Origin of the sequence: Mongoliitalea lutea, from assembly GCF_014652135.1 — a bacterium.
In the GTDB taxonomy this organism is placed as follows: Bacteria; Bacteroidota; Bacteroidia; order Cytophagales; family Cyclobacteriaceae; genus Mongoliitalea; species Mongoliitalea lutea.
This window is the reverse complement of sequence record NZ_BMYF01000012.1, coordinates 68,724-87,760: the sequence shown is the minus strand read 5'-3', so window position 1 is coordinate 87,760 and position 19,037 is coordinate 68,724. Positions and strand designations below refer to the sequence as shown.

22 protein-coding genes are annotated in these 19,037 nt (G+C 40.1%); 8 read left to right on the top strand and 14 right to left on the bottom strand.

Annotation, left to right across the window (positions count from 1 at the left end; all coding sequences use genetic code 11):
• Positions 1-2: 2 nt before the first annotated feature.
• The 3 genes from IE080_RS19480 to nth are packed head-to-tail and all read right to left on the bottom strand — an operon-like array spanning position 3 to position 2,462.
• Complete coding sequence (locus IE080_RS19480; RefSeq protein WP_229800598.1) at positions 3-1,025, bottom strand: asparagine synthase-related protein; 1,023 nt, start codon at positions 1,023-1,025, stop codon at positions 3-5.
• Between the two features lie 44 nt (positions 1,026-1,069).
• The gene (locus IE080_RS19475) at positions 1,070-1,783 is read right to left on the bottom strand and encodes an asparagine synthetase B family protein (RefSeq protein ID WP_229800590.1); all 714 of its coding nucleotides are present in this window, start codon (positions 1,781-1,783) and stop codon (positions 1,070-1,072) included.
• Position 1,784: 1 nt separating this feature from the next.
• Positions 1,785-2,462: an endonuclease III gene (gene nth, locus IE080_RS10965; RefSeq protein WP_189582100.1), complete on the bottom strand. Its 678-nt coding sequence runs from the start codon at positions 2,460-2,462 to the stop codon at positions 1,785-1,787.
• A gap of 94 nt (positions 2,463-2,556) precedes the next feature.
• On the opposite strand from nth, the gene IE080_RS10960 reads away from it, so the two are divergent.
• Positions 2,557-3,417 carry an alpha/beta hydrolase gene (locus tag IE080_RS10960; protein WP_189582097.1) on the top strand — a complete coding sequence of 287 codons (861 nt, stop codon included), beginning with the start codon at positions 2,557-2,559 and terminating at the stop codon, positions 3,415-3,417.
• Positions 3,418-3,736: 319 nt separating this feature from the next.
• On the opposite strand, the gene IE080_RS10955 is transcribed toward IE080_RS10960, so the two are convergent.
• Both IE080_RS10955 and IE080_RS10950 read right to left on the bottom strand, forming a co-directional pair.
• The gene (locus IE080_RS10955; protein ID WP_189582094.1) at positions 3,737-3,970 is read right to left on the bottom strand and encodes a hypothetical protein; all 234 of its coding nucleotides are present in this window, start codon (positions 3,968-3,970) and stop codon (positions 3,737-3,739) included.
• Entirely contained in the window at positions 3,945-4,547 is a 603-nt protein-coding gene (locus IE080_RS10950) for an RNA polymerase sigma factor (protein WP_189582091.1), read from the bottom strand. The genes IE080_RS10955 and IE080_RS10950 overlap by 26 nt, the downstream gene beginning before the upstream one ends.
• Before the next feature lie 154 nt (positions 4,548-4,701).
• Here IE080_RS10950 and IE080_RS10945 point away from each other — a divergent pair, with 154 nt between their 5' ends.
• Positions 4,702-5,058, top strand: a complete 357-nt coding sequence (locus IE080_RS10945; protein ID WP_189582088.1) for a DUF3127 domain-containing protein — start codon at positions 4,702-4,704, stop codon at positions 5,056-5,058.
• A 348-nt stretch (positions 5,059-5,406) separates the two neighbouring features.
• Here IE080_RS10945 and purE read toward each other — a convergent pair whose 3' ends face one another.
• From purE to IE080_RS10925, 4 genes are all read right to left on the bottom strand, one after another.
• The gene (purE, locus tag IE080_RS10940; protein ID WP_189582085.1) at positions 5,407-5,922 is read right to left on the bottom strand and encodes a 5-(carboxyamino)imidazole ribonucleotide mutase; all 516 of its coding nucleotides are present in this window, start codon (positions 5,920-5,922) and stop codon (positions 5,407-5,409) included.
• A complete protein-coding gene (locus IE080_RS10935; RefSeq protein WP_189582081.1) occupies positions 5,919-7,070 on the bottom strand; it encodes a 5-(carboxyamino)imidazole ribonucleotide synthase in 1,152 nt (383 codons plus the stop codon). The genes purE and IE080_RS10935 overlap by 4 nt, the downstream gene beginning before the upstream one ends.
• Positions 7,071-7,130: 60 nt before the next feature.
• Positions 7,131-7,283 carry a lmo0937 family membrane protein gene (locus tag IE080_RS10930; RefSeq protein ID WP_189582078.1) on the bottom strand — a complete coding sequence of 51 codons (153 nt, stop codon included), beginning with the start codon at positions 7,281-7,283 and terminating at the stop codon, positions 7,131-7,133.
• A gap of 148 nt (positions 7,284-7,431) precedes the next feature.
• On the bottom strand, positions 7,432-9,261 hold the full coding sequence (locus tag IE080_RS10925; protein WP_229800589.1) for a MutS-related protein: 1,830 nt from the start codon (positions 9,259-9,261) through the stop codon (positions 7,432-7,434).
• A gap of 131 nt (positions 9,262-9,392) precedes the next feature.
• Between IE080_RS10925 and IE080_RS10920 the strand changes: the two genes are divergently transcribed.
• Together IE080_RS10920 and IE080_RS10915 are read left to right on the top strand one after the other, a co-directional pair.
• Positions 9,393-9,836, top strand: coding sequence for a hypothetical protein (locus IE080_RS10920; RefSeq protein WP_189582075.1), 444 nt, complete (start codon positions 9,393-9,395; stop codon positions 9,834-9,836).
• 1 nt (position 9,837) lies between these two features.
• A complete protein-coding gene (locus IE080_RS10915; RefSeq protein ID WP_189582072.1) occupies positions 9,838-10,014 on the top strand; it encodes a hypothetical protein in 177 nt (58 codons plus the stop codon).
• Positions 10,015-10,041: 27 nt separating this feature from the next.
• Here IE080_RS10915 and IE080_RS10910 read toward each other — a convergent pair whose 3' ends face one another.
• The 3 genes from IE080_RS10910 to IE080_RS10900 are packed head-to-tail and all read right to left on the bottom strand — an operon-like array spanning position 10,042 to position 12,705.
• On the bottom strand, positions 10,042-10,887 hold the full coding sequence (locus IE080_RS10910) for a mechanosensitive ion channel family protein (RefSeq protein ID WP_189582069.1): 846 nt from the start codon (positions 10,885-10,887) through the stop codon (positions 10,042-10,044).
• A 31-nt stretch (positions 10,888-10,918) separates the two neighbouring features.
• A complete protein-coding gene (locus IE080_RS10905; protein WP_189582066.1) occupies positions 10,919-11,632 on the bottom strand; it encodes a methyltransferase domain-containing protein in 714 nt (237 codons plus the stop codon).
• On the bottom strand, positions 11,629-12,705 hold the full coding sequence (locus IE080_RS10900; protein ID WP_189582063.1) for a type III polyketide synthase: 1,077 nt from the start codon (positions 12,703-12,705) through the stop codon (positions 11,629-11,631). The genes IE080_RS10905 and IE080_RS10900 overlap by 4 nt, the downstream gene beginning before the upstream one ends.
• Before the next feature lie 82 nt (positions 12,706-12,787).
• Between IE080_RS10900 and IE080_RS10895 the strand changes: the two genes are divergently transcribed.
• Positions 12,788-13,681 (top strand): UbiA family prenyltransferase, encoded by an 894-nt coding sequence (locus IE080_RS10895; protein WP_189582060.1) that lies wholly within the window; start codon positions 12,788-12,790, stop codon positions 13,679-13,681.
• Here the strand turns inward: IE080_RS10895 and IE080_RS10890 are convergent, their stop codons facing one another.
• A complete protein-coding gene (locus IE080_RS10890; RefSeq protein WP_373295128.1) occupies positions 13,682-14,839 on the bottom strand; it encodes an NAD(P)/FAD-dependent oxidoreductase in 1,158 nt (385 codons plus the stop codon).
• Between the two features lie 76 nt (positions 14,840-14,915).
• Here IE080_RS10890 and IE080_RS10885 point away from each other — a divergent pair, with 76 nt between their 5' ends.
• Together IE080_RS10885 and IE080_RS10880 are read left to right on the top strand one after the other, a co-directional pair.
• On the top strand, positions 14,916-17,447 hold the full coding sequence (locus tag IE080_RS10885) for a zinc-dependent metalloprotease (protein ID WP_189582054.1): 2,532 nt from the start codon (positions 14,916-14,918) through the stop codon (positions 17,445-17,447).
• Positions 17,448-17,537: 90 nt separating this feature from the next.
• Positions 17,538-17,957, top strand: a complete 420-nt coding sequence (locus IE080_RS10880) for a Fur family transcriptional regulator (protein WP_189582051.1) — start codon at positions 17,538-17,540, stop codon at positions 17,955-17,957.
• Positions 17,958-17,964: 7 nt separating this feature from the next.
• On the opposite strand, the gene IE080_RS10875 is transcribed toward IE080_RS10880, so the two are convergent.
• Positions 17,965-18,192 (bottom strand): hypothetical protein, encoded by a 228-nt coding sequence (locus tag IE080_RS10875; RefSeq protein ID WP_189582047.1) that lies wholly within the window; start codon positions 18,190-18,192, stop codon positions 17,965-17,967.
• A gap of 154 nt (positions 18,193-18,346) precedes the next feature.
• On the opposite strand from IE080_RS10875, the gene IE080_RS10870 reads away from it, so the two are divergent.
• Complete coding sequence (locus tag IE080_RS10870; protein WP_189582044.1) at positions 18,347-18,820, top strand: YcxB family protein; 474 nt, start codon at positions 18,347-18,349, stop codon at positions 18,818-18,820.
• The last annotated feature ends 217 nt before the right edge of the window (positions 18,821-19,037 follow it).

Here is a 19,037-nt window from a genome sequence, read left to right as displayed (position 1 = left end):
AATTAGCTGTGTTTTTCAAGCCATGAAAGGAGCAGAAATAAATTCCAAACCTGCAAAAACTTACTGGACTCTATTCGCTCCGGTGCTTGCACAAACCTACGAATTTGTTCAGGAAAATGTGCTTCCCAAGGTGGTGCCAGTCTTGATATTTCAGAAAAAACCCAATTTCTAAACTCCTTCTCCTGCAACCATTCCTGCAAAGGAAGTCCAAAGCCCAGTTTTTTCCGCCTAGCAATCCCCCCCAGGCCTCGCTTGATCAAGGCTTCTTTTAGCCACTGCTTTCCCAACAGCTTCAAATGCTCTTCTTCAGTCATCCCTTGGCTCATGGCAATCAGTTCTTGGGAAAGATAAGGTGCTCTCCCTTCGATGCCGTGGGCCATGCAGGCATTATCATGAATTTTTAAAATATCATTCACCAGATAAACTGTTCGGTCCCACTCCAAGGCTGCCTTATATGGGCTTTTATTTTGGGGATAAAAGCCCAATAAGCTCTCCTCAAAATCAGCTGTTGGATTTTCCAAAGCTGCCATTCGCAGGAAGGTTTTGGAAGCATTTGAGTCAACAGCTGAAAGAAATTTGTGTACAGAACGAATGCCACCCAAAAGGGGTAGTGCCCATTTTAACGAGCTATACAAAGATGGATTTCTTAGATATTTTGCATACGCAGCATGCCGATTGTAACCACCAAATAATTCATCCGCTCCAGCTCCGGATATAAGCACCTGAACTTCCTCCTTGGCTTCCTTGGCAATCATCCAAGTCAAGAAACTTGCACTATCCCCAATTGGCATATCTAAATCCTTGATATAGTCATCCCAAAATTCCTGAACCTTGGATAATGAAATAGCAACTGGATGATGAAGACTGGGATACAGACCTTGCAACTTATCAACAAATCGGGGGTCGGTATATTTACGTTGGTATCGTACCTCAAAAGTTGCTGTAAATGTTGGCATGGGCTGCATGGTCTCCTCATACCAAAGTGCATAAAGTAAGGTTGAGTCCACTCCACCACTGAAAACCATTCCCACGGCTCGCTCGGTATGAAAATTATGCAGAATGGCATCTTTTAATAGTTCTTCAAAATTTTCCTGAGTTCGCTTACCTTCAAAAGTGGGTAGAGGAATTGTACCGATTGAATGATATTTCCATCAAAATCCAATACCAATCCATGACCAGGCAAGAGCTGAGTAATTCCCTCAAAAAAACCCTGATCTGGAAGGGTATGCCTTATGGTAAAAAATGCCTCCAATTGATCGCGTGCGATTGCAGGTCGATTGGTGAGTGCAGCTAAAACCCCTCTTTGCTCAGAGGAAAAGATCCATTCCTGACCTTCATTCCAATAATACAGTGGCTTTTCACCTGAAATATCCCGTAAGATAATCACATGATTGGAGCGAAAATCAATAAAAGCGAGAGCAAACATCCCTTTACAGGCCTTCAGTCCATCTACTCCTTTATAAGTTAACCAATAGAGTAGCACTTCTGTATCAGAGTTGGTTTTAAATCGATAGCCTGCTTCCAATAACAGATTTCTCAGGTCTTGGTAATTGTACAAAGCCCCATTCCAAACCAACACTTGCTGTCGGTCTTCCGACCAAAAAGGCTGATTGGAAGCATCGCTCATATCCAAAATTTTCAGGCGATTTCCTGCAAAAGCTAGTTGTTGCTCATGCACATGGAATGCTGAATGATCAGGACCACGATGGGCAGTAGCCCACATCATGTGTTGAATGCCTTCTCTTAGATTGTTTTTTCGAATGAGCAAATTAATCCCACACATCTCAACCCTTGTTTTCTGGGTTTTCTAACATTTTGGGCTGTACATTTTTCTCAAAATGCCTACAAAAATGGGTGATCTTGCACTCCTCACATTTTGGTCTTCGGGCTAGACAAACATACCGCCCATGCAAAATCAGCCAATGATGCGCTACATGAATGTGCTGCTTAGGAATAAATTTCACCAACTGTTTTTCTACCTCAAGTGGTGTTTTGGATTTTTGCGGCACCAAGCCCAAACGCTTGGATACACGGAATACATGGGTATCCACAGCCATATTGGGTTGATTCCACACCACGGAGGTTATCACATTGGCTGTCTTTCTACCTACACCAGGTAGCTTGATCAACTCCTCCACGGTAGAAGGAACCTCCGAATTAAAATCCTCCACGAGCATTTTCCCTAATCCAAGTAAATGTTTAGTCTTATTATTCGGATACGAAACGGAACGGATATAAGGAAAGAGCTCATCAAAATTAGACGCTGCCAAATGTTCCGGTGTAGGAAAAGCAGGAAAGAGTTTTCTGGTAACGATATTCACCCGCTTATCAGTACATTGTGCACTCAAGACGACTGCTACCAATAGCTGAAATGGATCATCATACTCCAATTCTGTTTCTGCAACAGGCATATTTTCAGAAAAATAATTGATAAAAGCGGCGTATCGTTCTTTCTTTAGCATGGGCTACTCAGTTAATTTGGAAAGCAAATTATCAATTTAATAACAAGTTTTTCTTAGCAACGTTTGTAAATTGTAGCTTTTAAATTCATTCATCATGAAAAAACTCTTTACTCGATCCCTCTTCGTTGGCTTTTTGATTGCATTTGTCTTCAGTAGTTGTCAACAAGATTCTGAACCAGCACTTGATCCATCCGTAGCGATCGAACTATCAGACCTAGCTTATGGGATGGCTGAACGTCAAAAGATGGATGTGTATTTGCCCGCAAACCGGTCGCAGAAACGAACCAAAGTACTGATTTGGATACATGGTGGGGCGTGGATTGATGGAGACAAAGCAGAGTTTAGAGACTTCAAACCTTTATTTGAATCAGTACAAGAAGATTATGCCTACATTGCCATCAATTACAGACTTTTCAATTTATTGGGAAATGTTAATCGATTTCCGGCCCAGGAAGAAGATGTAAAGGCCGCTATCAATTTTATCAAATCCAAATTGAGGGAATGGAATCTGTCGGATAAAGTAGTCTTGGCAGGTGCCAGTGCCGGGGGTCATTTGGCTTTGCTGCATAGCTACAAAAATGACCAAAATTTTGTAGACGTCTGCGTAGCACTATTTCCACCGACCGATTTGATCATGCTAGCTCAGACCAATGCTTTTGCTGGGATATTATTTAATAGCATGATTGGAGACATTAATACCGAACAGCAATTATACATTAATAGCTCCCCACTTAATTTTATTACCAACAATTCAGTGCCAACTGCTTTTTTCCATGGCACTGCTGATACGGTTGTCCCTGTTTCCCAAAGTCAGGAATTGGAGCGAGTGCTCGGTGAAAATAATGTACCCAAACTTGTACAATACTTTGAGGGAAAAGGTCACGGGTTTAGTGAAGAAACATATCTTGATCTCTTAAATGATGCTGAAGCGTTTATAAGACAATACATACCATGAGTGAAATTTTAATTATTTTCATCGTTTATCTTTCATTGACCATATACTCGATTGGTCATTTATTGATTCGCCTTAGACGTTGTGAATTAAAAAAACAAGAATTTTTTTGGTTTTGGATAATCCTAGCATTTCCAATTCTGGGCTCTTTGGCTTACTTCACACGAACAAACAAACCTCGGTCTAGACAATATAAATACATGAAAGAGAGAAGGCGATTTCTATAATTGGAAAAGCTTTTCACCACAAAAAAAGGCTAGCCTTTGATTTAGGCTAACCTTTGATAAAAGGAGACTTTGCTCCTTACCAATGTTTAAATTTTTTAAACTTTTTCAAGTCCGGTAGATTTGGCTTTCTTAAGAATGCTCTTTACTACACTTTCCGAAGGACTGATCATTGCTTGATCCAGGTGTTGCATTGTGCTCAGCAATTCCAAATACTCTTCCATCAGTAACTCATCCCTGTGTAAGGCCTGCACTAGCAATTCTGTTTCTCCCTCGCTCATTTCCTGATAGATGTATCGTACCAGGTCATTTGGGGTAAAAGGTTTTATCATAGGCAACATTTAATTGTTTCATCATTTTCCTCAAGTTCATCAAGGCATAGCGCATTCTGCCCAATGCAGTATTGATGCTGACGCCTGTTTGCTCGGCAATCTCTTGAAAACTCATGTCCATGTAATGTCTCATGATAAGCACCTCTTTCTGTGTTTCAGGTAACTCATCAATGAGTCTACGGACCAATTGGGTCGTATCCTCTTGGATACGGATTTCCTCAATGGTCCGTTCGGCAAACTCCATGGTGTTGAAAACATTACTGCCATCCTCCATCAAAATGGTAGGGTAGCGTTTACGTTTTCGGAAATGATCAATGGCTAGATTATGTGCAATCCGCATCAACCATGGCTGAAATTTTCCCTCCTCGTTGTAACCATCTGCATTTAAGGTTTGAACAACCTTTACAAATACATCCTGTAGTAAATCTTCTGCAATCGCCTGATCTTTGACAATCAGGTAAATTGTGGTATAAACTCTAGACTTATACTTGTCTACTAATTTCTCAAATGCGTGTTCAGAACCGCTTCTATACTGTCTGATTAGTTCAGAGTCTTTGGGACTAATCCTCTTATTCATATTTAATGACTGTTAAATAACGTAGAGGTTTATGCCATAGTATATTGTTTGTGTGAAAGATGAAAAGATTAAAACCAAATGTATCGAATCCCTTGCCTACGTGCAATAGTTCAGCAATTTTTTTATTAATTTCGTAGATAAATAAAACTATTCAATGGAACTAAGCGGAAAAATCATTCAAATTATGCCCTTACAGAGCGGCAATGGGAAAAATGGAGTTTGGAAAAAACAAGACTACATTCTGGAAACCAATGCACAATACCCTAAAAAAGTGTGTGTAACTGTATGGGGAGATAATATTGATTCGTTTTCTTTACAAAATGGTGAGCAAGTGACTATTGCTATTGATGTAGAAAGTAGAGAGTATAATGGTAAGTGGTACACCGATGTGAAAGCATGGAAAGTACAAAAGGGATCTGCTCAACAACAGGCCGTGGATGCTCCAAAAAGCAGTGGTCCTGACGTGACATCTTTCTCGGATGATAGTGCAGACGACGTGTTACCTTTTTAAATATGTTTAACTACCCTAGCTAACTAAAATTATAGCTTTTTCAAGGTATATTAAAAACTCAGAAAAATCCACTATAATACTGAGGAGAGTTTTTGAGGATTAAGGTTGGAGGCTTTGACCAAACTTAAAACCCAAATATCCACCTCCAATCATAAGGAGTAGGGTAATGCCTCCAAGCAATAATAATACGCTTAGGGGCATTTCCCAATCTTCTGATCCTATTTTGAATTTTATGTTCTTTTTTAAATCCATACGTTCGATTTCACAAAGGTAATAGATTTCATAAAAAAAGCGGACCTCCGAAGAGATCCGCCCCACCAATCAATCTAGTAAACTTTCTTTACAATCTTATCTTCCTAACGAGGCCTTCCAGCCTTTGGTTTCAATTTCTTCAGCCGAATCCTCAACTTTTTTCTTAAGGCCTGCTTTAAACTCATCCATTCTTTTGCCAACTTCCTGATCATAAGCACCTACAATAGAAGCTGCCAAAATTCCTGCATTCTTGGCTCCATTCAATGCTACTGTAGCTACAGGTATTCCTGCAGGCATTTGTAAAATGGACAAAATACTGTCCCAGCCATCGATGGAATTGGAGGACTTGACGGGAACACCTATTACCGGTAGGGAGGTCATCGATGCCACCATGCCCGGTAAATGAGCAGCTCCACCGGCACCAGCTATGATTACTTTCAAACCCCTTTCACGAGCTGTATTGGCATACGTTACCATACGTTCAGGAGTTCTGTGTGCAGATACCACCGTGAATTCAAAGGGAACACCCAATTCTTCTAAAAATGCTGCGGCTTCGGCCATTACCGGCAAGTCTGACTGACTGCCCATGATGATTCCAACTTGAGGGTTCATGCTTCTATAGATTTTATTTTGATAAGATTTTTAATTGCCAATGCACGTGATTTGAGTAGATTCACTTCTTCATCCAAAATGGTCACATGACCCATTTTGCGAAATGGTTTGGTGGTTTTTTTACCATAAAGATGTACATAGACACCTTTTTCGGCCATCGCTTCATCCAGTCCCTCTACCAGCACCTCTCCGAAATAACCCTCTTCCCCCAATAAATTAACCATGGCTGCTGGCGTGCGTAACTCAGGATTACCTAATGGCATATTCATAACCGCACGCATATGCTGTTCAAACTGTGAGGTGTAATTTGCTTCTATCGTATGATGCCCACTGTTATGGGGTCGGGGGGCAATTTCATTCACTAAAACTTCTCCATCTTTTGTGACAAAGAGCTCAACGGCAAGAATACCGACCAAGCCCAAGGCCTCTATCACCTGAATGGCCACTTCTTTGGACTTTTGGGCGATTGTATCTGAAATGGAAGCTGGTGCAAAAAGAAATTCAACCAAATTAGCAGTAGGATGGAAGGCGCATTCCACCGGTGGGTAAGCTACCAATTCACCACGCTCATTTCTCGCTACGATGACTGCCAATTCCTGTTCAAAAGGGATTAATTTTTCTAATAAACTTGGGGCTTCAAAAGCCTTATCCAAGTCTTCTTTGGAACGTAAAATCTTTACTCCTCGACCATCGTAGCCCTCTTTCCCAAGCTTATTGACAGCCGGTAAAAAATCTGCATGTGCAATCACCTGTTCTTTGGAGTCCGTCAGGACAAAATCAGCGGTTGGAATGCCTTTGGATCGGTAAAATGACTTTTGAACACGCTTATCCTGAATCAATCGAATCAAATCTGGTTGAGGGTAGACTTTTTTACCTTCGGCAGCGAGTTTTTCCAAGGCCTCTGTATTGACATGCTCGATTTCAATGGTGATTACATCACAGTCTTTTCCAAATGCATAGACAGTATCAAAGTCTTTTAAATTTCCTTGGACAAACTTCTGGCAAATGCTTTTACAAGGCGCATGTTCATCAGGGTCCAAGATATGTACATCAATATTGTAAGAAATGGCAGATTGGATCACCATGCGTCCCAATTGACCTCCACCAAGGATTCCTAAGGTCTGCTGCTGATAGTTTTGCTGATTCATGGACAGGTTTGAAAGCCCAAAAATACAATAAATTTCCGGTAGAGCAGAGACTTGATTTTATCAAATACGTCTTCCTCGTATCACTTGGACCAAAATAGATATAACGGCAAGTACTAACAATACGTGAATAAGACCACCTAGACTGTAAACAAAAAAACCAAAGATCCAACCTATGATTAAAACAACTGCGAGCAAATACAATAAAGAGTTCATAAGTTAAGTGATTTAGTAAATAATTTGATTTTCAATTAGTTAAGAGCAATCATCATGCCACCTTTCAAACAGAAAAAGTCAAGTTTGGCTAGATTAATGAAAACGATTGGATATATTCCTAGAAAGACAATGAATTACAACTCACCTCTCACGCCTCTTTTGTAGATTGATTTAATTTGATCCCCATCAGCTGCATCAATTTTTGTGCATTGAAGGATGGGCAAGGTCCCGATTTGATTTTGTAATCAAATTGAATCCTGTCTTCCTGAATGTCACTATGAAAACTGTAATTCTTAAGATAAGAAAGTTCATTTTCCAAGCTACTCAATTCAATATCATGTGTTGAGATAATTCCTCTGGCATTCGTTGCGGCAAGTTGCTTGATCAATGCTTCCGATCCCATGATTCTATCGGTAGTATTGGTACCTTTTAGGATTTCATCCATCAAGAAAAACATAGCGATTCCTTCCTCACTTTCTTGAAGAATTTTCTTGATTCGTGCCAATTCCGCATAAAATGAACTCACACTTTCTCCCAAATTATCAGCATTACGCATGCTGGTAAATAACACAAACGGAAAGCTTTCAAAGCGTTCGGCAAACACAGGAAGACCTTGATTGGCCAGGACAATATTGATTCCCAACGTACGCATAAAGGTAGTTTTACCGGACATATTTGAGCCCGTAAGTAAAATAGTCTGGGTGCTAAAGTCCAAAGTAAAATCATTGCTTACCGCAACCTCAGGTTTTAGCAGTGGATGACTGATGCTTGTTGCTTGGAAAGTTGGATGCTCAGACCACTCAGGGTAGCAAGTTAGTTGCTCTTCTTCCGTAAAAGAAGCATAAGAGACCAATACTTGCCACACATCTAGGGTATCTTTCAGTCCTCCCAAACTATCAGCATATACTTTTTTCCAGCTGTAAAGTTGGCGAAGCAGCATAAAGTCCAACCAAAAGAAAGCATTGAGCACAATATACATGAGATTAAATCGGTTTTGGATTAAAAAAGTAAGCTGCTCCAAAGAGCTGAGTCCTTTAGAAACCGAAAACCTCTGAACTCTGAAAGCTTCCGAAATTTTACCTAAATACGGGTCTTGAAAGTCTTGTGCTTGTATGTGCTCTGACCATAAGCGATACATTTTGGTCTGAGAAAATGTTGGTAAGATTCCAGCTACATCCTTCAGATAAGTATGGGAAACTGCCATCATACCCACTCCAACCAGTAGCCATACACCCAACAATGCCGCAGGGAAAATCCCAAAAAGTGCTCCTATTATTAAGGATAGGCCGAGAACAGGACCAATTATCATAGGAACCCAATAACCTACTTTCCACTGTTCTGCTTGCTTAAGCCATGTTTCAAATACCTTAAAATCACGGGAATCCTTTGCATGTGCTTTTCCCAAACCTTCAAAGAGCTGCAAAAAGGAGGTTTGCTTACTCAATTCCTGAATGGCTGTTTGAAACACTAAAGAAACCTCATCTTTTTGAGACATTTTCAAGCGCCTGGCCAATAAGGTTCTTGCAGAAGCCGTAACCGTATGGTTGAGCAACTGAAAAAGCGAATGTTGACCAAATATATCGAGATCATTAGCAAATGGATGCTCCTTATCGACAAACTCCTCTCCTGAATCCAACATCCCTAAATTTCTGGCAGCACGCAGCTGCTTTTCCTCCTGCATGCGAATAAGTGCCTGAATCAAGCGTTGAAAGTCCTGCTCCTGATTAAACAATTTGATGAGGTAGACAAAAGCAGCAATACTTGCCAGTAAGGCCAAAAAAAACAAGGAATGTTCAGCAAATGATAAGACCAAAAAAACACCCAAAAGCAAAAATAAGATTAGCCTTAATATGGCTAAAACAGCTACTTTTTGCTTGCTTTTTTTCTTGAGTTGAAGTAATTCAGAGGTTTCAAAAGAGGAGATCATAGCACAAAGATACAAATCAAAGAATGAAGCAAGTAAAATTTTATGCAACATTGTTGCGTTTAAATTTTGTTAAAGCTATCTTTGAACTATCTCATTCATATAACGTTCTCTTCATCTGAATGATGGTGGTTGACAAGAAGACTCCGTATATTGCGGAGTCTTTATTCATTAAAAAGAAAATGATGAGAAAATTATTAATGGCAGCAATTGCATCTTTCCTTTTGGTGGGAGCAACAATTGCTCAGGATCCTGACATGTGGGCGTTATTTTCAAAAACCCGTTTTGTGGAAAAACTTAATCGGGAGTTTGGCATGTACTTCCTGTATCCACGATTCCCGGATGAGTTAAAAGAAATTGAAGGAAAAACAGTTACAGTATCGGGTTTTTACATTCCATTGGATATGAATAACTCCAATATTGCCATCGTATCTAAATTCCCAATGGCTGAGTGTTTCTTCTGTGGTGGGGCAGGTCCTGAGAGCATTGTAGTCGGTTACTTAAAAAACAAGCCAAACAAGCGTTTCAAGACAGATGAAATTGTCAAAATACGAGGAAAGTTAAAGCTTAACGAAGACGATATCGAGGAACTCAATTTTATCTTGATAGATGCTGAATTTGTAAATTGATATGAAGTCCAAGAAAAAAAAACCTCTGAAAAATGAGGAACAAAAAACCTCTATTGAGGAGGAAAATACCTTTGACTTTGGGGGTTTACCTTCTGACATACCATTGACCAAAAATATTGGATGTGCGTCAAACGCAAGGCCTAAGAAACAAGAGAAAAAATGGAAAGAAGCTGAATAAAAAAAGGGAGCAAATTGCTCCCTTTTTTTATTTTTTCCCTTCTGGGTAATAATGGTTGACATCTCTTTGTGGGAAAGGGATCTCAATACTATGTGCTTCAAAAGCTTCTTTGATAGCTTCCATATTATCCCAAAATACAGGCCACAAATCTGCTGCATCTGCCCAACAACGAATCACCAAATCCAAGGAACTATCGCCAAAATTAGAAAAATAAACGACAGGTGCTGGATCTTCATGAATACGCTCATCCTTCTTCAATACGTTCAAAATCACCTCTCGCGTTTTTTTCAAATCCGTACCATAAGCAACACCAACTTTCATTTCTACCCTTCTTGTTGGCTTTTGTGAAAGGTTGATTATGCTGTTATTAGCAAGTGCACCATTAGGAACTGTAACTACTCGGTTATCAAAATTTCGGATTTTGGTATACAAAATATCAATGCTTTCCACAGCTCCCAAGTGCCCTTGAGCTTCTATGGTATCCCCAACCCTAAAGGGTTTGAATACAAGAATCAAGACTCCACCAGCAAAATTAGAAAGAGAGCCTTGTAAGGCTAAACCAACTGCCAAACCTGCTGCACCAAGAATAGCAACAAATGATGTCATTTGCATACCCAAGGTTGTAGCTACACTTATTAGTAAAACTACCCATAAAACAGCCGATAAAAAGCTTTTGAAAAACGTAGCTAAAGAAGCGTCTATTTCATATTTATCCAAGGCATTGGATAATAGCTTAATAACAAACTTGATAACTTGTCTACCGATAATTAGTAGAATAAGAGCTTTAAATAAAACCGGACCTAAATCAAAGGCCATTTGAATAGCTTTATCTTTCCAGATGTTGATTTCCTGTAAATCTAAAGTTGTTTCCATAAGAGTTTATAAAATTTATTGATTGAATAATTCAGACAGCAGTCGGGATAATCACTCTCCAGCGAAAAGCCCAATGCCAGGTAAGCACATAATTTGATATCCCAGATAATTGCAAAATCCGTTCCCAATCGGGTTTTTTAAAAGATCTTTTTACAGATAACGGTCCGTCATTTTTTACCATGGGTGATTTAGAAAACCACTGGGTAAGTAAAGAAATACTATGAAAAGCAAGTGGATGACGATGCAGATCATTAATGACAATACCAACTTTTGCTTTCTTTTTACAAGCCTTAAAAATAGAAATTAGTTCCTCGTCAGTAAAATGATGGGTAAACAGAGTGCAAGTAATGATATCAACATGATCCTCTGAAAAGTTCTGGTCAAAGACATTCATTACCTGAAAATCAACAGCATGAAGATCTTTGAGGTTTTCTCGAGCAAATGCAATGGTATGGGGATTGGCATCGATTCCTACAAATGAGCAATTCCATTGATTTCGTGCAGACCAATTATGCATCACACGAATCATATCTCCACCTCCGCAACCCAAATCGGCAATAGAATAATGCGGTTTGGATACCTGTTTCATCAATTTTTCCAAGCCAGAAGTACTGACATAGTTGCCTCCCAACAGTCTATTGATTACCCGAAGTTCATGAAGCGTTTGATCCAATACTTCTCCACCAACCTCGAGGTCATCCATGATTTCTTTTTCGGTACTTCTATACTTGAAATCATGTTTCATTTTTCCAGCAATAAGGTTTCTAAGGTCAATCCAGGTCCAAAACCCATAGCTAAAATATCACCTTCGGATTTTTCATCCAGCAACCATTTGTTCAAAACAAACAAAATGGTTGTAGAGGACATATTTCCAAATTCTTTCAAAACTTCATGTGAAAACTGATCCTGTGAAGCATCAATCCCAAAAGCCTCCTCAACTTTTTGCAGAATTTGTTTGCCGCCTGGGTGAATAGCAAAATTTCTGATAGAAGATAGCTTAAAGGTGTTTTCCAAGTAGGCATTGATTTCTTGTAATCCTTTGCTTAATAGTTCTGGAACATATTTGCTTAAACGCATCTCAAACCCAACATCTCCAATTGACCAAGCCATATCAGAGGCCCCCTCTGGGAATAATTTGGAATCAAAACCCTTAATTTTCAAACCTATGTCAGATTTTGCCACCAAGGCTGCCGCTGCACCATCTGCGAAGATCGCATTGGCCAATAGATTATCTTCCGTAAACTCCCGCTGAAAATGGATGGTACACAGTTCCACAGATACAATCAACACTTTGGCATCTGAACAGGCATCACACAAACGGTCAGCTAGTCTCAGAGCATTAAATGCTGCATAACAACCCATAAAATGGATAGCATATCGCTCTACTGATGAATTGAGTCCCAACTCTCGGATAATATCAATTTCCAAACCCGGCGCATACATTCCTGTACAGGAAACTAGGATCAAATGCGTGATTTCGTTTGGATAAGTTTCTCCTTCAATCAGGCATTCTGCGACAGCTTTCTTAGCCAAAGGAAGTGCTTCTTGACGAAAAACCTCCATTCTGGCTTTTGTACTTGGAAATGGAGTCAAAGATTCATTCGAAGGAAAAAAGGTAAATTTCTGTGGATCTGAATAGTTAAAATCCTCCAAAACGCTGTGTCTTTTCTCTATTCCGGATTGCCTGTATACAAATTGAAGTTTACGCGCATCCGGGCCATCCAACCCGTGAGCTATTTTCATAAAATCGGCTATCGTCATTTGAGGGATTCCTGCGCCCGGATTCGCCGTACCTATGCTCACTATGCTATTATTCATTCAAAATCGTTTTTTATCACTATCTTCGACAACTCAGTTAAAACAAGAGCATCGGACAAAAGTTAAGAATAAAAATAGATTTATGTTCACTTTAGCAAGCTGGAAACATCTCCGCATCCCTTTTTCTTTCTACTTAATGCCTGTGTTTTTTTTCGCCTTGGCTCTTACCCCAAACCATAATCCAGAGCGATTACTACTGGTATTCATTGGCTTGCACTTGTTTTTATATCCTGCAAGCAATGGGTATAACTCCTATTTTGACAAAGATGAAAAAAGTATCGGAGGTCTGAGAAATCCTCCAAAAGTTAGCAAAGGACTATACTTTTTATCCATACTCTTTACCGCTCTAGCCATTGGATTTGGGGCGACGATCAATTGGCAGTTTGCTAGTATGCTGTTAGTCTATAGTCTAGTGTCCATGGCATATTCCCATCCTTCTATCCGTTTGAAAAAGTATGCCTACGGAAGCTGGATCATTGCAGGATTCTTTCAAGGCTGTTTTACCTTTTGTATGGCTTATGCTGGTTTAAGTGATTTTGGTTGGGATATTTTTACCAAAAGCCATGTTTTAATTCCGGGATTGTTGACCTCAGTGATGCTTTGGGGCTCCTATCCACTTACCCAAATCTATCAGCATGAAGAGGATGCCAATAGAGGAGACCAAACCCTGAGTTTAAAATTGGGTATTCATGGGACCTTTACTTTTTCTGCCATTTGGTTTTTAATAGCTGGGGCAGCCTTTGGATGGTATTTTTTGGACAGAAATCAAAATCAGGCATTCTTTGTTTTCCTAGGGGCTTTGGCTCCAGTAATGCTTTATTTCTTGGTTTGGTTTATGTTTGCCAGAAAAGCTCCAGAAAAATACGTAAACTACGATTGGGCCATGTGGATGAATAGAGTATCAGGCATTGCTTTAAACGCCTTCTTCATTTGGTACTTTTTGGAAAACACCCAAATCATGCAAGTATTCTATTGATCAAAAAGGTACACCGTGCGTTTGCTTGACAATTTGATTGCCTAAAAACCTGGAGTTCTTTATAAGACCAACCGCAAATGAAGAAACCCATCTAGCGCCAAATAACTTCTGAACAGTTCTACCCACCCATAATCGTTGCTTAAACAGGCCATCCCAAGCATGTGTGTAATATTGCTCAACCTCAGCACGCGTGCCACCTCGGAGTAGTTGCTCAGCTGCCAATTTCCCTGTATGCATAGCGATGGCCATACCATTTCCGCACAAAGGAGTAATGAGTCCTGCCGCATCACCAACCATCAAAACATGGTTTTCCACGGGCAATTTGGGTTCAAAATTGATTTCATTGATAACTTCTGCTTTGTCAAATAAAAATTCGGATTCGTTGAAAATCCGTTTGAGATGTGGGTTTTGATGCAAGACAGCTGCTTCCATCTCAGGAATATTTCCAAACTTCTTGAGCGAATCTCTAGAACCTAGGTAGCAAAGATTGTACACACCATTTTCTACCCTATTGACCCCGCAATATCCTCCTTCGAAATTATGCAAAGCCACCGTATGATGATCGAAATCTGTGCGAATATGGTACTTTACACCAATGTAAGGAGAGCGTTGATTCATAAACTCCCGATTCATCGATTTATCGATTTTGGAGCGCTTCCCAAATGCACCTATCACATGAGTAGCTGTAAATACTTGCCCATGCTGTAAATGAATAGTGAAGCTATTTTCTTTGGTATCAAAAAACACCTCATCTGCCTGAGTTTGTAAGAGAAACTCCACTCCCAAATACCTTGCTTTTTCATATAAGTACAAATCCAAAGCATAGCGACTGATGCCAAATCCACCGAGTTCAAGTTTCAACTCCGCAAGCTTTCCATCAATGGAAGACAATTGGAATGTGTTGATATCAGCTGGTTCCAAATGGGAAGGAAATAAACCTTCCCGTTGAAGAAAATCTTTGACTTCATTGGAAATATACTCTCCACAAACCCGATGAAAAGGATACACTTTTTTTTCAATCACTAAGACCTGTTGTTGTTTTTTAGCCAACAAGCATGCTGCAATCAACCCTGCCAATCCTCCACCAATGATGATAATTTCTCTATGCTGCATCGTTCTGTTAAGCCTTTTATTCGGGTGTGTAACCGTTTGTAAAATAGTGAACAGGAAATTTAAGAAAATAGACCCGAAGTGAGTTATTTCAAGACCTGTAATTTAGTCAACATACATACACATGAAGAAGTTTACAATCGATAATTGCCGAAAAGGGCTTTCTTTACTTCTTGTGCTGACAGCATTCTTCTTTGCAGAGGATGCTTTTGCTCAGCGAAAGAAAAAGGACGCCAAAAATGCTCCGGCAGCGGCACCTGCGGCAGCGCCCGCACCAAGACCTCAGGCAAACAGACCTGGGCCAAAACCTTATGGTGAAGTCATCACTGACAAGGCCAAGACCAAAGAGGGCCTTTTCAAGGTTCATGAAATTGACAGCAAGTATTTCTATGAAATTCCTGATTCTCTATTAGGTAGGGAAATGTTGATCGTAACCACCATAGCCAAAACAGCTGATGGCATTGGCTACGGGGGTGAACGTACCAACACGCTATTGGTAAGATGGGATAAAAACATGAATGATATCCTTCTTAAAGTGGTGTCTTACAGCAATACTGCCGCAGATTCACTACCTATTTTCACAGCTGTAAGAGCATCCAACTTAGAGCCTATTCTTCAAAAATTTGATATCAAAGCTAAAGCTAAAGATGGAAATGGTGTGGTAATCGAAGTAACGGATTTATTTGCCAAAGATGTGCAGGCGATTGGTCTTCCTAGGAATAGAAGAGAGCAGTTCCGTGTCACAAGATTGGACAATGAGCGTTCTTACATCGATAGAATCTCTCCTTATCCGATCAATATCGAGGCTCGCTACGTAATGACCTATGCAGCGACAAACCCTCCATCCAACTCAAGCACTGGCTTAATTACGTTGGAAATGAATTCCTCCATGATTCTCCTTCCAAAAGAGCCAATGATGCAGCGTCTATCAGACAGACGAGTAGGTTGGTTTAGTAGATCTGTAGTGGATTTTGGATTGGATGAGCAAAAGGCGACGAGAAGAACTTTCTTGGACCGTTGGAGATTGGAAGTGAAAGAAGAGGATTACGACAAATTCAGGAGAGGTGAATTAGTAGAGCCTAAAAAACCTATCGTATTTTACATCGATCCAGCAACTCCAGACAGATGGAGACCATATTTGAAGCAAGGAGTAGAAGACTGGCAAAAAGCTTTTGAGGAAGCTGGATTTAAAAATGCCATCATTGCCATGGACCCACCAAGTCCGGAAGAAGACCCAGACTGGAGTCCAGAAGATGCCCGCTATTCTGTCATTCGTTACTTTGCCTCCGATATACAGAATGCATACGGACCACACGTGTCAGATCCACGTTCCGGTGAAATCATCGAGTCTGATATCGGTTGGTATCACAATGTGATGAATTTGTTGAGAAACTGGTTCTTTATTCAAACGGCTGCTGTAAACCCTGAAGCAAGAGGAGTGAAATTCAGAGAAGAGGTAATGGGTAGATTGATCCGATTTGTTTCTGCTCATGAAGTAGGCCATACCTTAGGTTTGCCTCACAACTTTGCTTCCTCTCATGCATATCCAGTAGACTCTTTGCGTTCCGCAACATTTACCCAAGAATTTGGAACAGCTCCATCCATCATGGACTATGCACGCTTCAATTACATCGCTCAACCAGGTGATGAAGGTGTAAGCTTGATGCCTGATGTAGGTCCTTATGACAAATACTCCATTATGTGGGGATATAAGCCAATATTGGATGCAAAAACTCCAGAAGATGAGCAACCTATTTTGAATCAGTGGATTTTAGAAAGGGCTGATGATCCAGTTTACCGATTTGGAAGACAAGGTAATAATTATGACCCAAGTACGCAGAGTGAAGACTTGGGAGATGATGCGATGAAAGCATCTGATTATGGAATTAAAAACTTGAAGATCATCCTTCCTAACTTGATGGAATGGACAGCTGAAGAAGACAAACCATTCAAAGATTATGCAGATTTGAATGAAATGTACGGTCAGGTAATCGGACAATACAATCGCTACATGGGACACGTTCGCACCAATGTAGGTGGTGTTTACGAGTTTTACAAATCTGCCGGTCAAGGAGAAGAAGTATATGTTCATGTAGATAAAGCCAAGCAAAAAAGAGCTGTTCAGTTTATCAACAAAGAGCTTTTTTCCACACCAACTTGGTTGATGGATGAGAAAATCATCTCTAGAACAGGTGATTTTGGAGCCTTGGAAAGAATCCGTGGAGTACAGGTAGGTACATTAAATGGCATCTTGGAGTGGGGTCGCTTAGGTCGTATGATCGAAAACGAAGCTCTCAACGGTAAGGATGCGTATACCATGTTTGAGCTATTTGATGACTTGAGAGCTGGTATTTGGACAGAACTAAGCAGCGGAAGAACCATCGATGTTCATAGAAGAAGCTTGCAGCGTGCGCATATCGAGCGCTTAGAATTGTTGTTAACAGGCAATGAACCAAACCTACCGGCTAACTTCAGAGCTTTTGCTGGACCTCAGATCAATGCTTCCCAATCAGACATCCGTCCTATGGCCCGCGGTGAACTGAAAACCTTGGAAAGACAGATCACTGCTGCTATCGGGAGAACTTCTGATAGAGCGAGTAGATTGCATTTGGAAGATGCCCTTGCAAGGATCAAAAAAATCTTAGATCCTAAATAAGGATTACAGCCGGCTCTAAATTGAGCCGGCTTTTTTGTCTTCCCTGATTTTCTTTCCTATTTTTGAAAGCGCAGTAACCACAATGAACCCATGGGAAAAACTCCACTTCAACTCTTACAGCAGCATCAATTACGTGTCACAAAGTGCAGGAAAGATGTGTTAAAAACTTTTTTGGATAGACAGGTGGCTTTGACACATGCGGACTTGGAAGAAAAATTAAAAGACGATTTTGACAGGGTCACCATTTATCGCACGCTAAAAACTTTTTTGGATTCAGATCTCGTGCACAAAGTATTGGATGACAGTGGTGCTACTAAGTATGCACTCTGCACACATTCCCATGAGGATAAGACACCTCATCATCATGAACACGTACATTTCAAGTGCGAAAAATGTGGGGATACTACCTGTATTGATGAAATTAGCTTACCCTCTATTGAATTACCCAAAGGATTTTCTAAGAAAGAGATTTCTCTACTAGTGCAAGGGGTTTGCGATAAGTGCAATTGATGCTAGACTAAGCGTCAACAGGCTCTTTCATACGCTTGACAGGACCATCGGCAGGCCAAATAACTCCGGGTGGCAAATCAATCTTAGGTGGTGTAAGGTCTTCTACGCCTCCATCTCCATCGTCCCCATTATCCCTGTTGCGGGGGATTCTTGCCTTTGTTAGCGTAGCGATGAAGTATATCAACACCACATAGGCCATTCCGCATAACATCAAGTCTACTACTAAACTACTCATATTCTGAAATTTGCTTTAATTTAACAACAATTGAAAAGCATGTCAATTTTTTTAACATCCTTTATTTTTTTTTGTTGAAATCTGGAGCAAAAAAGCTAGGAATTTGTGAAATAGGACTTATAATCGGATATTTGCGTCCTGAAAAATCAAGCGAATGATAGTTAAAACGAAAAAATACAAATTAGACACTGGTACCTATATCAAAATGGGTCTTGTAAATGTACTCAAAGAGCAGTGGTGGGTAGTCTTGATTGCAGTTGCAATTGCCTGCGGTTATTTTTGGATTCCATCTTGGTGGTGGATCAGCATGGCCATTTTGGCTTATGTGCTATACTTGCTCTTCTGGGTAATCCAATTTGCAGGTGTTTCTCAAATGGAACAAAACAAAGTGATCTTCGAAAAGATGGCCTATGAAATTGATAGCAGACAAGTCTTGATGAAGCTTAACGCCAAACAGGGAATGCCTATCAACTGGGGAATGATCAAAACTGCCGAAATCAAAAAAGACGCATACGTATTGACCATTTCAAAAGCACAGTTTATCTACCTTCCTTTCACGATTTTTTATTCCGACAACGACATCAAATTTGTCGAAACGATTCTAAAGCGAAAAGGGTATATCAAGTAAGGTTTTAAGAAAAGTCTCTTCAGAAATGGAGGGACTTTTTTTTGAAGCGTTAGGTTGGGAATTGAGAATGAAGAATGAATTAGAGAAACTATTAGGGTTAGACAATGAAATAAGCTTTCGCGAAATAAAGTTGATATATGGCTCTGCATATGGTAGACAGATTCGTCGAAATATTCGGAAAGGATTATGATTGAATAAAGCAAAAAACTATCAGTGA